This is a genomic window from Pseudomonas fluorescens, from assembly GCF_040448305.1.
In the GTDB taxonomy this organism is placed as follows: domain Bacteria; phylum Pseudomonadota; class Gammaproteobacteria; order Pseudomonadales; family Pseudomonadaceae; genus Aquipseudomonas; species Aquipseudomonas fluorescens_BH.
The window spans coordinates 3058769-3071735 of record NZ_CP148752.1 but is presented as its reverse complement, the minus strand read 5'-3'; the positions used below and the strand labels follow the sequence as shown (position 1 = coordinate 3071735).

Sequence of the window (12967 nt, the reverse complement as noted above, 5' to 3'; positions counted from 1 at the left end):
CTTGCCCCAGAGGTTGTGGTGTTCTCAAGAGGCGGTAATCCTCCAAATCCCGAACGGCTGGTACGCCGGGTCGATCCGCATGAATTGCTGCTTGCCATGCCAGGTCCAGCGATGGCCATTCATCAAGTCTTCGCCCTGGGTGCTGGCGTAGTCCGGCAAGCCCATTTCCCACAACGGCAACTCGAAGTTCGCTTCCTGCACGTTGTGCGGATCGAGGCTGACCGCCACCAGAATGAAGTTGCTGCCGTCAAAGTTGCGTTTGCCGAAGTACAGGATGTTGTCGTTCCACGCGTTATAGACCTTCAGGCCCAGATGCGTGTGCAACGCCGGGTTCTGCCGGCGGATGCGGTTGAGTTGGGCGATTTCGGCAATGATGTTGCCCGGCGCATTGAAGTCCCTGGGGCGGATCTCGTACTTCTCGGAATCTAGGTATTCCTCCTTGCCCGGCACTGGCGCCGACTCGCACAACTCGAAACCCGAATACATGCCCCACAAGCCCGAGCCCATGGTCGCCAGCACGGCGCGGATGAGAAACCCGGGGCGCCCTGAATCATGGAGGAACGCCGGGTTGATGTCCGGTGTATTGACGAAAAAATTCGGCCGAAAGCATTCGCGCCAAGGCGATTCGTTGAGTTCAGTGAAGTAGGTCGCCAGTTCGGCCTTGGTGTTGCGCCAGGTGAAATAGGTGTAGCTCTGGGAATATCCGACCTTGCCCAGGCGCGCCATCATTGCCGGGGTGGTAAAGGCTTCGGCGAGGAAGATCACCTCGGGGTACAGCGCCCGTACATCGGCGATCAGCCACTGCCAGAACGGCAACGGCTTGGTGTGCGGGTTGTCGACGCGGAAGATCTTCACGCCCTCCTCGACCCAGCCGACCACGATGTCGCGCAGTTCCACCCACAGGCTCGGAATCGCCTCCGGGGTATAGAAGTCGACGTTGACGATGTCCTGGTATTTCTTCGGCGGATTCTCCGCGTACTTGATCGTGCCGTCCGGCCGCCAGTTGAACCAGCCCGGGTGTTGCTTGAGCCACGGATGGTCCTGGGAGCACTGGATGGCAAAATCCAGGGCGATTTCCAGGCCATGGGCCGCAGCGGCCGCCACCAGTCGGCGGAAGTCTTCGCGGCTGCCCAATTGTGAGTGAATCGCCTCGTGCCCGCCCTCCTCGCTGCCAATCGCATAGGGGCTGCCCGGATCATCGGGGCCCGCCGTCAGCGAATTGTTAGGGCCTTTGCGGTAGCTGCGCCCGATCGGGTGGATCGGCGGGAAATACAACACGTCGAAGCCCATGTCCTGGATCATCGCCAGCCGCGAATGCACGTCATCGAAGGTGCCATGGCGCGCCGGGCTGTCGGTGATCGAACGTGGAAACAATTCATACCAACTGGCGAACTGCGCCAGTTCGCGCTCCACATCCACCGGGTACTCCGGGCTCAGGCTCAGGTAGGCGCGATGATTGACGCGGGCCATGAGGTCGGCGCTACGCGGGTGCAAAAACAGTGCAATCTGCTCGGTTTCAAGCAGCCCTGACAGTTCATGGTGCAACGCCGCCAATTGCTCGCTGAGTTGCCCTTCGCTGCGCTCGGCGGCTTGCTGGACATGAATCCGCCCTTCCTGCAATTCCAGGCTGACGGGCACCGCCGCCGCATGCTTCTTTTCCAGCTCATAGCAAAAACTGGCGAACTGATCGATCCAGGCTTCGATACAGAACAGATAGCGGCCTTGGCTGTCGGCACGGAACTGCCCTTGCCAGCCGTTGTTGCCCAGGTCGTGCATGGCCGCGCTTTGCCAGACGTCCTCGTCTTCGGCCCGCCAGCGCACGCGAACCGCCAGCTTGTCATGCCCGTCGGCGAAGACCTTGGCCGTCACCACCACGTCCTGCCCCACCACGGCCTTGACCGCGAATTGTCCGCCTTCAAGGGTTGGCATGATGTTTTCTATGACGATACGCGGCAGCAACAACGCCTGCGACAGCGGCATGTGCGGGTTGTAGCTCAACTCAGTCGGTTTTTCAGCCGTCATCGAGCCTCTCTCCTTACGCCCCATGGACGCGCTTGTGTCTGGTCGCCACCCCGCCGGGCAATCCGCCCCGGGATGCACTCACTTAGGTTCCGAGCGACAGCCGCCGGGAAAGTTTCATCGACAATTTCCGGAATCAAGTCCTTCGCGCCGCTGTCAACCAACCAGTCCACCTACTTAAGCACGACTCACGCCATGTGCCACCGCAGGCTGAACAATGAACAATCCATTCCCGGCTGAAACCCCCGATCCCAACATCGTCAGCCCGGTGATACCGCCCACCGAACCGCAACCGGTACCCGAACAGGATCCGCCCGGCACCAACCCGCTGCCAAGGGAAAAACCGCCAACGACGATGCCGCCGGTGATTGTGAATCCGGATTGACGACAGTTGATCGTTCCTGCGTCGAAACCAGGGACGATCATAAAAATGAATGACATTTCCCAAGAACGCGTAGTACCGGTCCTGAAGCGGCAATTCTGCCCGTCCGACACTTTACGAAACTCACATCCCTCGCCTTATATGGCCATTACTCCATTAGCCTTGCGTGTGGCCAGCCATGAACATTTTTTTCCCCAGCCTCTACGAATTCACAAACAGAGCGAGCGCACAGCACCACGCGCTCAACCGTGAACGACCAATCGACGGCTGGCCTTCCTTTGAAAATATTCAACTACGAATTTCTTTGCTTCGAAGCCGAGCGCAACACTGCAGAACAAACCACCAAAAGTTCAATAATCAAGGATCTGGAGAATCATTTGCTGCAGGGTAATATTGACTACAGCCAACACGAACTCTCAGAAACCCAGAGCAACGAGCAGGAATCAGGTTGTGAAACAACTTACGCGGACAAGGTGAATCCCTGATCAGCAGGAGCTACCGAAGGCTCCTACGGAGCGTGATCCTTGTCGATCAGCTTCACAACCCCCGGCATCACACTGAACACCCCCAGCGCCAACAACGTACTGAACACCGCCGTCGCCTCGCGGCCCAGCCCGGTAGCGACGCCGATGGCGGCGGTCATCCACAGGCCGGCGGCGGTGGTCAGGCCTTTGACGTGGCCTTCATCGCCCTCGTGGTTCTTCAGGATAGTGCCAGCCCCCAGGAAGCCGACCCCGGCAATCACGCCCTGCACTACCCGGCTCATGGCATCGGCCTGCGAGCCGGACATCTGCGGCACCAACACGAACAGCGCCGCCCCCATCGCCACCAGCATGTGGGTGCGCACGCCGGCGGCCTTGCCCTGGTGTTCACGCTCGAACCCGAGAATCCCGCCCAGCAAGGCGGCCATCAACAGGCGCACGGTCACTCGCGTCAATTGCGAGGCATCGCCGATGTCGGCGAACTCGGCTTGCAGGGTCACCCAGACTTCGTGCCACCAGGCGTTCATGCGGTTGTCCTTGTGAGGGGGTCATGGAAGGTGGACCGCAGCGACCATTAATCGGTTGCACAGAACGATGACCGGCGGTTGCGGCCTGAAACGTTAGATTCCACTGAAAAAAGGATTCCGCCGTGACCGTGCGCATCGAGAACCAGACCTGCTTTTTCACCATCGAAAATGGCGAACTCATTCGTCTGTGTCCCGACGTGACCATCATCACCGACGGTGCCAAAGCCATGTCGGCAGTGGACATCGAAGGCGAGCGCATCTACATCACGGAAGCCGAGGCCGACGCCTTGACCGTCGCAGGCGCGGTGGATGGGCGCCGGCACTTGAAAGCCACCGACAGTGGTTCGGTGATTTGACCGGGATTGATCCGCACCTGCCGCCGCTGTTTTGCAATGGCCCCCGGGGCCGGCAGCGACGGCTGCTTCAAGTTGTCGCAGGCCATGCAGGAACGGCCATCTGATCCGCTTTTTAATGCAATACCTGAGTCTGTTATGCAAACAGATCGCCGCTCATAGTGTTCATGCCTGATGGAGGCTGATGAGCGAAAGACCATGAGCGAGAGAATCCCCGTCCGAACCGTAGAAACATTCGAGCCTTCGCGTCTGAAGACGAAGGCCAAATCCAGCGACGACCTGATCCACACCCGCAGCTTCACCGGGCTGTTCCGCAACCTGCGCATCAGCGGCGCCGGTTTTCTGTTTGTACTGTTTTTCGGCACGGTGTGGCTGAACTGGGGCGGCCGCCAGGCGGTGCTCTGGGACCTTTCGGAAAGCAAATTCCATATCTTCGGCGCGACCTTCTGGCCGCAGGATTTCATTCTGCTCTCGGCGCTGTTGATCATCGCCGCGTTCGGCCTGTTTGCGATCACCGTGTTCGCGGGCCGGGTCTGGTGCGGCTACACCTGCCCGCAAAGTTCATGGACCTGGATCTTCATGTGGTGCGAGAAGATCACCGAAGGCGAACGCAACCAACGGATCAAGTTGCAAGCCGCGCCGTGGGGCCTGAACAAGCTGATGCGTCGCTCGGCCAAGCACACCTTGTGGCTGGCCATCAGCCTGCTGACCGGCCTGACATTCGTCGGCTACTTCACGCCGATCCGGCCACTGGCCGAAGAGCTGCTGACCTTCCAGATGAGTGGCGTCAGCCTGTTCTGGGTGCTGTTTTTTACCGGCGCCACGTACATCAATGCCGGTTGGCTGCGTGAAGCGGTGTGCATGCACATGTGCCCCTATGCGCGGTTCCAGAGCGTGATGTTCGACAAGGACACCCTGACCATTTCCTACGACGTGGCCCGGGGCGAAAACCGTGGCCCGCGCAAACGCGAGGTCATGCCCGCCGACGCCGGCCTTGGCGATTGCATCGATTGCCAGCTCTGCGTACAGGTCTGCCCGACCGGCATCGACATTCGCGACGGCCTGCAGATGGAATGCATCGGTTGCGCCGCGTGCATCGACGCCTGCGACTCAATCATGGACAAAATGGGCTACGCCCCAGGCTTGATCAGCTACACGTCCGAGCATCAATTGCAGGGTGGCAAGACACACCTGCTACGTCCGCGCCTGATCGGCTACACCGCCGTGCTGCTGGTGATGATCGCAGCCCTGGTGGTGGCGCTGGTGGAACGGCCGATGGTGTCCCTCGACGTCAGCAAGGACCGGGGCCTGTTCCGCGAGAACAGCCAGGGGCAGATCGAAAACATCTACAGTCTGAAGGTGATCAACAAAACCCAGCAGCGTCAGGACTATCAATTGAGCCTGGTCGATGCCGATGGTTTCGAGTTGCAGGGCAGGACCGAATTCAGCCTGGCGCCGGGGGAGATTGTCGATGTGCCGGTGTCGGTGGCGATGCTCACTGAGCGTCCGGCGAGCAGTTCGCAGAGCATCGGCTTCAAGATGGTCGACAGCGATGAGCCTGGCGTCTACAGCGTGGCGAAAAGCCGGTTTGTTGCACCGATGAATCGCTGAGCCTTTAAGATGCTGACCTTTGTGAGTTGTGGTCCCCCTCGCCACAATTAATCGAATCGACTCCATGACGGGATACCGATGAAACGCTACGAAAAATTCGCCGACGACATCGCAGAACTGATCCGCTCCGGCGTCCTCGGTCCCGGCCAGCGGGTGCCGTCGGTGCGTTACGCCAGCCAGACCTACGGCGTCAGCCCGTCGACGGTGTTCCAGGCCTATTACCTGCTGGAACGTCGCGGCCTGATCCGCGCCCGTCCGCGTTCCGGCTATTTCGTCAACGCCCACGCACCACGGCCGTTTTCCGAGCCGGTCATCAGTAGCCAGGTCAACGAGTCCACCGAGGTCGACGTCAGTGAACTGGTGTTCTCGGTGCTCGACTCGATCAAGGACCCGAACACCGTGCCCTTCGGCTCGGCGTTTCCCAGCCCGACGCTGTTTCCCCTGCAACGCTTGTCCCGCTCGCTGGCCAGCGCCAGCCGCGAGATGGACCCGCGCATGGTGGTCACCGACATGTCGCCGGGTAACCCGCAACTGCGTCGGCAAATCGCCCTGCGCTACATGGTTGGCGGGCTGATGTTGCCCATGGAAGAACTGCTGATCACCAACGGCGCGCTGGAAGCCCTCAACCTGTGCCTGCAAGCGGTGACCCAACCCGGCGACCTGGTGGCCATCGAAGCCCCGGCGTTCTACGCCTGCCTGCAAGTGCTCGAACGCTTGAAACTCAAGGCCGTGGAAATCCCCGTGCACCCGCGTGATGGCATCGACCTCGGTGTGCTCGAGCAAACCCTGGAGCGCTATCCGATCAAAGCCTGCTGGTGCATGACCAGCTTCCAGAACCCCATGGGTGCGACCGTGCCCGAGGCCAAGAAACAGCAGCTTGTGGAGTTGTTGCGCCGCCACCAGGTGCCGCTGATCGAAGACGATGTCTACGCCGAACTGTATTACGGCCAACAAGCACCGAAACCGGCCAAGGCATTCGATACCGAAGGTCTGGTGATGCACTGCGGCTCGTTCGCCAAGAGCCTGGCCCCCGGCTACCGCATCGGCTGGGTCGCCGCCGGGCGCTATGCGCAGAAAATCGAACGGCTGAAACTCATGACCTCGCTGTGCGCGTCGATGCCAGCCCAGGCCGCCATCGCCGATTACCTGCAACACGGAGGTTACGACCGGCACCTGCGTAAATTGCGCCACGCGCTGGAAGACCAGCAAAGCGCCATGCTCGCCGCCATCACCCGCTATTTCCCGGCACAGACGCGGGTGAGCCAACCGGCGGGTGGGTACTTTTTGTGGCTGGAATTGCCGGAGCAGATGGATTCGCTGAAGTTGTTTCAGATGGCGTTGGCGCAGGGGATTAGCATTGCACCGGGGCCGATTTTTTCGCCGGCGCAGCGGTTCAGGAATTGTATTCGGTTGAATTACGGGAGCCCGTGGACCGAGGACTCGGAGAAGGCGATGGAGACGTTGGGGCGGATCGTTAGGTCTTTTTGAACAAGTAAATATAGACCCCCAATTCCTGATCGCAAACTAACTAACATGCGTCTTTCTTTGCTCGATCAAACATCAATATAGAAGACATGGCAAAGCCCGCGAGACTGTCCGCATTATTACGGGCCATCCTGCTACGAAGTTCGAGATCCCCATTGAACCGTTCTAATGCACTGACACGACTTCCACTACCCGTTGCCAACATAAAATCATCCATGTCATTAGGAAGATCTATATCCGAGGCTTCACCCCTTAACATTTTTCGCGAATTCATTTGCATCGCCACACTGAACGCTTTTTCATCGGTGCCATTGCCTATGACTGATTTTGCATTCGCCATCTCATCCTCACCAGGAGCAATATAATAAAAATCAACCGGGCGATTTATCGGATCTCGATGGCTAGCTTCGTGAATCAAGGAATGTGCGATCTCCACTGTCATTTCATTATCCAGATGCGCCTTATCTATATAAATCTTGTTCCTCCTATCAGAAATACTAACGAATGCACTTGCATTTACAAGAGACCCTTCACTACGAAAAATAACTATTTTTTCCCGATTCGCTCCCACTCGTTCAAGAAACAATAAAATCCTCCGATATCGACCACTTAACTCTGCGATATATTCTGACTCAAAAGACCCAAAGTACGATCTATATAACAATTTACTGAGAGCCGGATCTGAAATGCTACTTATTGCATTTCGAACTGCTGCAATTGCAATCGCGATACTTTCATTAATAACACCAGCCACCTCTGGAAGTTTTTTTTGAATATTTTTCATTCCTCGCTGAACTACTAAGTGGCGAACTCCCATCTTTTTTTCAAACCGATAATCCAAGTAATGCCTCAGTATCGGTAAAAAACCTTGCTGATCAAAAAAGCTGACCGGGCAATTCCTCACAAACCGATAAAAATTCACCCCATCCACCTCCCCCGCCGGATCCGGGTTCAGCCACCGATGTAACCACGGTGCGTAATACCGCGCCCCATAGTAATAAAACCCAGTCGAATCCCGCTCTTTGCCTGAATAACGAATGGTCTTGTAACCGGTTTCCACCTCATGCCGCCCGGCCAGCCACGCTGTGCCGCCGTAGGGGTAATACACTTCCTGACTGATCACCTGCGCCTGAGCATCCACCTCAAAGGCACTCGAACCCAAGTGGTCGTCGAAGCAAAAACGCAATTGGTCATTGTCCAGTTCGGCCGGCGGCGGGCTGTCCCAATGCAGCAGGCGCACAGTGCAACGGCCGGCCTGAATGCTCAGCACCTGTAGCTGCTCCCCCGTAGCGCTGTTGCTGTGCAGTTCGATGCCCGGCAGATAACGTACCTCGGCGGCGTGGGCGATGGATTTCGCTGCAGTCGTGCGGGATTTGCGCAAGCGCGTGCCTTCACCGTCGTAGACATAACGCTCCAGGTCGTCAGCGCCATCGACTCGAGCGATCTGTGTGACCTGTGCCAACTCATTTCGCCCATTCCACAGCAACCTCTGTCCGGGTTGCAGCTCCAGCAGATTGCCCCGGGCATCGAACGACTCATCAATGGCAGATTGAGTTGGGTGAACCTTAACGCTGCGATTACTCAGCGGCGCCACTCGCATGGTCAAGGTATCGCCCACCGCGCCATGGTGGATGCGCTGCAATAGATTGCCCGCTTCATCGTACTGGTAGGTTTCGCTGTAGTTGCACCAGCGGCTGCCATCCGGCGGGCCAAACGCCTGCCACTCCGGCAAGTCTGGACCTAAGGAAGGTTTGGCACTCTCCCAACCAGTCGCGCTGATCAATTGGTATAGCGTGTCATAGGTGAATCGTCGCACCGGTTCGATGCGCTGGTTGGCAAAATGCTGGATGGGTAAGGCGGCGTCGGTGATTTCGGTGATGTTGCCGACGGGGTCATACCGGTAAGTAAGCTTCTGCAAGAAGCTCTGGTTCGGGCCTTGTGTGGCCAGCAGCATCAAATGCCCATTGGCTGGGTCATACGCGCTGGTGGTGCGCATACCATTGCCGGTGAGTTCCTGCTCCACCTGGCCGGATGCGCTGTAGTGGATGTCACTGACCAGCGTCTCGACGCTGATTTTCCCGGAGCGTTGCAGCCCTGCCGAGCACAACTGACCGGCGCGATCATGCGCAAAGTGCTGGATATGGCCTTTGGCGTCAGTTTGGGTCATCAGTTCGCCGGACGGTGCGTAGGTCCACGACGACTGCGCGCCGGCGCCCGGCTCCAGCAAGTTGTCGCGGTCAGCGTCCAGCGCCGGCCAATCGACCGGGTCGAAGCTGTTCAGGAAAAACCGCCGCTCGCGCAGCACCGTCGCCGACAGCCCATAGTCGGCCATCAACCGGCTGCCCGCCGGGTAGTCCTGCCGGATGGGTTGGCCACAGAGGTTGTGCCGGGCATGATCGTCCGACACTCCCCCAAATGTCATTCGTTCGACGCAGCGTTCGGGTTCCCCCGAACCTTGTTCGTGCACTGCGACAGGCCGCAACAATGGATCATGTTCAGTGCGACGATGCCAACCACGCTGGTCCCATGCTTCAAGCGCCTGCCCCGCCGCACCCGGCAACCCGAGTTGCCAACCGGCATCGACGCTATCGCTCCACAGCACCTGCCCCGTCAGGTTATGGATCGTGGCAAGGTTCGCCGGCACCGAGGCATCACCCTGCCTCAAGGCAAACAACCGTGGATCGCGCTGTTGAATGAGCCGCCCCAGCGGATCGAAAACCTGATGCATCACTCGCGCCGTGACCGACTCGTCCGCTGCTTGTCGAAAATACGCCAGCGCACGAACGGCTAAACCGCGTGGGTCAACGACGCTGATGGATGGCGTATACGCGTTCAAGTCGAGGCGCCCTTTTAAAGACTACCGCGAATCTAGGCACATCCATGACTGGTGTCTACTGTCAGGAATGACAGTAGATACCGCGCAAATTCTGCTTAGCGCCCACCACCGAGATCAACAAAGGTCCCCGTCGCATACGAAGCCTTGTCCGACAACAACCAGACAATCGCCTCCGCCACTTCATCCGGACGCCCGCCCCGGGCCATCGGAATCGCCGATTCCAGCTTGCTGACCCGATCCGGATCGCCGCTCAAGGCATGGAAATCGGTATAGATGAAGCCGGGGCGCACGGCGTTGACCCGAATCCCCTCGCCCGCCACTTCCTTTGACAGGCCGATGGTGAAGGTGTCCAGCGCGCCTTTGGAGGCCGCGTAGTCGACGTACTCGTTGGGCGAGCCCAAACGTGCGGCCACCGAGGACACGTTGACGATGCTACCGCCCTGCCCGCCGTGCCTGGGCGACATGCGCAGGATCGCGTGCTTGGCACAGAGGATCGGCGCCAGGACGTTGGTTTTCATGATTTTGAGAATGCGGAACTCGGACATCTCGTCGACCCGGGACTTTTGCCCGACTGTGCCGGCGTTGTTCACCAGCGCGGTGACCCGACCCAGTTCAGTGTCTACCCGGTGGAACAGTGCGATGACTTCGTCTTCGATGCTGACGTCGGCCCGTACTGCAATGGCTTGCGCACCGAGGGCGCGGACTTGCTCCAGCACGCCGAGTGCAGCCTTTTCGTCCGCCTGGTAGTTGATGCAGATCCGATAGCCCTGCGCGGCGGCCAACAGCGCGGTGGCGGCACCAATGCCGCGGCTACCGCCGGTGATGACGATGACTTTGTCCATGCGAGCTTTCCCCCAATCAAAGCTTAAGCGGTCGGGGGCTAGAATAACCGCCATTGGCGGTTTTTGCATGGCTTCACATCAGCTGTCATGCCATCGACATCTCGCGCCCGGCACTGGCTTTCAACTGCTCGACCAACTGCTCCCCGCGATGGATTTCCACCATGAAACCTGCGGCGGGCAGCGGATGCCCCAACAGGTAACCCTGCAACGAATCGCAGCCGAGTTGAGTCAGGAAGTCCTGCTGCACCCCCGTTTCCACACCTTCGGCGACGATACGCAACCCCAGCGCCTGGCCGAGGGCGACGATGGCCGAAACGATGGCGGCATCATCGCTGTCGTGCTCCAGGTCCCGGACAAAACCGCGGTCGATCTTCAGCTCGTTGGCCGGCAGGCGCTTGAGGTACATCAAGCTCGAATAACCCGTACCAAAATCGTCGATGGACAGGTCGACGCCCATTTCCGACAGCTCCTGCAGCACCGTCATGCTCGCATCGGCATCGCTCATCGCAGTGGTTTCAGTGATCTCCAGGGTCAGGCTGTTGGCCGGCAGATGGTGCGTCGCCAGGGCCTTGGCGACGCTCTGGACCAGCCCGGCATGGCAAAACTGAATGGCCGACAGGTTCACCGCGATGCGCCAATCGGTGTAGCCGAGCACGTACCACTCGCGCATCTGGCGGCATGCTTCGTTGAGCACCCACTCGCCGATAGGAATGATCAGACCGGTCTTTTCCGCCATTTCGATGAATTTGTCCGGCAACAGCATCCCTTGCGTCGGGTGCTCCCAGCGCAACAAGGCCTCGGCGCCCACTGGCCGGCCATTGGTGGCGTCGAACTTGGGCTGGTAATGCAGGCTGAATTCCTGATGTTCCACGGCATTGCGCAGGTCCTGCAGCAATTGCAGCTGTTTGCGGGCGTTACTGTTCATCGAGACATCGAAAAAGCTGTAGCCGTTTTTACCGGCACCCTTGGCGTGATACATCGCCGCGTCGGCGTTCATCAGCAATTCATGGGCGGACTGCCCGTTACCCGGGTAGAGCGCGATGCCGACGCTGGCGGAAATGTGCAAATCATGTTCGGCAACCCGGAACGCGCGCGCGATCAACCCGACCTGTTGGGCCGCGAGGTTCAAGGCATCGATCTGTTCGCTCAATTGCACCAGCAACACGAACTCATCGCCGCCGATCCGCGCCAGGGTGTCCGGGCTGCGCAAGTCTTCGCGCAGGCGCACGGCGACTTCGCGCAACAGCAGATCACCCATGTGGTGGCCGAAGGCATCGTTGACCGGTTTGAAGCCGTCCAGGTCGATGAACATCAGGGCAAAGCACCCCCCGTCTTCCCGGACCCGCGACATGGCCTGATCGATTCGATCGGCGAGCAGCGTCCGGTTCGGCAACCCGGTGAGGGTGTCGTGCAGGGCCAGTTGGGTCAGTTCACGGTTGGCCTCGGTCAGCGAATGGGCCAGGCTCGCGGTGCGCGCCTCCAGGCGTGCATCGAGGATCGAGGTCAGCAAGGCAATGCTCAGCACCGCCAACGTGGTGATCAGCACCAGGTTGTCCAGGCCATTGCCGCTCAATCCATTGGCCGCTGCGCCACAAAAACTGCCGTCGGCAAAGCGTGCGGCGGCCATCCCGGTGTAGTGCATGCCGACGATGGCGATGCCCATGATCACGGCGGCACCGCCACGGATAAGACGGACATAAGGCGTGTGCTGGCGCAGATGGAAAGCGATCGACAATGCCGCGCCCGAAGCACCGACAGCGATCAGCAGCGAGGCGCCGAACAGCGTCGGGTCGTAGTCGATGCCCGGTTGCATGCGCATGGCGGCCATGCCGGTGTAGTGCATCGCGCTGATGCCGGCGCCCATGACCAGCGCGCCAAAGGCCAGTTGCCAGGCCGGCAATTGCGGTTGGCTGACCAGCCACAGCGCAAAGCCGCTGGAGAGCACGCCGATCAGCAGCGACAACAGGGTGATGGTGCCGTCGTAGCCCAGGTCGATCGGCAACTTGAACGCGAGCATGCCGATAAAGTGCATCGACCAGATGCCCACGCCCATGGCAATGGCCCCGCCCGCGGTCCACAAATGCACGGCGCGGCCTTTGGCGGTGGCAATGCGTCCGGTCAGGTCGAGTGCGGTGTAGGAGGCGAGAATCGCTACACAGAGCGAAATGATGACCAGGGTGGGGGAATAGCTACCGATGAGCATGGGGACTTCTCGCGAATGCCCCCTTGTTAATGGCTTTCATTCTCGGGTGGGGGCAAATGCGGCGATTGTACTGATTCCAAATGAGAACGCACCCACAAAATGAGCAAAGGGCCATCAGTCCGATGAAACGCTTGTTTTAAGGTTTTACATTAACTCGCTTAAAGCTGCTGGCACCACAAAACCTGTGGGAGCGAGCTTGCTCGCGATAGCGGTGGGTCAGGCAACAT

10 protein-coding genes are annotated in these 12967 nt (G+C 59.2%); 5 read left to right on the top strand and 5 right to left on the bottom strand.

The window, feature by feature from the left end:
• Positions 1-24: 24 nt before the first annotated feature.
• Positions 25-2022, bottom strand: coding sequence for an alpha-1,4-glucan--maltose-1-phosphate maltosyltransferase (locus WHX55_RS13880; protein ID WP_150756043.1), 1998 nt, complete (start codon positions 2020-2022; stop codon positions 25-27).
• A 214-nt stretch (positions 2023-2236) separates the two neighbouring features.
• On the opposite strand from WHX55_RS13880, the gene WHX55_RS13875 reads away from it, so the two are divergent.
• Complete coding sequence (locus tag WHX55_RS13875) at positions 2237-2404, top strand: hypothetical protein (protein ID WP_353742906.1); 168 nt, start codon at positions 2237-2239, stop codon at positions 2402-2404.
• A 245-nt stretch (positions 2405-2649) separates the two neighbouring features.
• Positions 2650-2886, top strand: coding sequence for a hypothetical protein (locus tag WHX55_RS13870; protein ID WP_353742905.1), 237 nt, complete (start codon positions 2650-2652; stop codon positions 2884-2886).
• A 23-nt stretch (positions 2887-2909) separates the two neighbouring features.
• Here the strand turns inward: WHX55_RS13870 and WHX55_RS13865 are convergent, their stop codons facing one another.
• On the bottom strand, positions 2910-3410 hold the full coding sequence (locus WHX55_RS13865) for an MgtC/SapB family protein (protein ID WP_150758129.1): 501 nt from the start codon (positions 3408-3410) through the stop codon (positions 2910-2912).
• Between the two features lie 122 nt (positions 3411-3532).
• Here WHX55_RS13865 and WHX55_RS13860 point away from each other — a divergent pair, with 122 nt between their 5' ends.
• The 3 genes from WHX55_RS13860 (at position 3533) to mapR (ending at position 6862) form a co-directional block, all read left to right on the top strand.
• Positions 3533-3766 (top strand): DUF3203 family protein, encoded by a 234-nt coding sequence (locus tag WHX55_RS13860; protein WP_150756041.1) that lies wholly within the window; start codon positions 3533-3535, stop codon positions 3764-3766.
• Between the two features lie 195 nt (positions 3767-3961).
• A complete protein-coding gene (gene ccoG, locus WHX55_RS13855; RefSeq protein ID WP_353742904.1) occupies positions 3962-5374 on the top strand; it encodes a cytochrome c oxidase accessory protein CcoG in 1413 nt (470 codons plus the stop codon).
• A gap of 78 nt (positions 5375-5452) precedes the next feature.
• Positions 5453-6862 carry a GntR family transcriptional regulator MpaR gene (gene mapR / locus WHX55_RS13850; RefSeq protein ID WP_353742903.1) on the top strand — a complete coding sequence of 470 codons (1410 nt, stop codon included), beginning with the start codon at positions 5453-5455 and terminating at the stop codon, positions 6860-6862.
• 40 nt (positions 6863-6902) lie between these two features.
• Here the strand turns inward: mapR and WHX55_RS13845 are convergent, their stop codons facing one another.
• The 3 genes from WHX55_RS13845 to WHX55_RS13835 all read right to left on the bottom strand — a co-directional run bounded on the left by WHX55_RS13845 (position 6903) and on the right by WHX55_RS13835 (position 12740).
• The gene (locus WHX55_RS13845; RefSeq protein ID WP_353742902.1) at positions 6903-9587 is read right to left on the bottom strand and encodes an RHS repeat-associated core domain-containing protein; all 2685 of its coding nucleotides are present in this window, start codon (positions 9585-9587) and stop codon (positions 6903-6905) included.
• 203 nt (positions 9588-9790) lie between these two features.
• Entirely contained in the window at positions 9791-10537 is a 747-nt protein-coding gene (locus tag WHX55_RS13840) for an SDR family oxidoreductase (RefSeq protein ID WP_150756037.1), read from the bottom strand.
• An 85-nt stretch (positions 10538-10622) separates the two neighbouring features.
• Complete coding sequence (locus tag WHX55_RS13835) at positions 10623-12740, bottom strand: EAL domain-containing protein (RefSeq protein ID WP_353742901.1); 2118 nt, start codon at positions 12738-12740, stop codon at positions 10623-10625.
• Between the last annotated feature and the right edge of the window lie 227 nt (positions 12741-12967).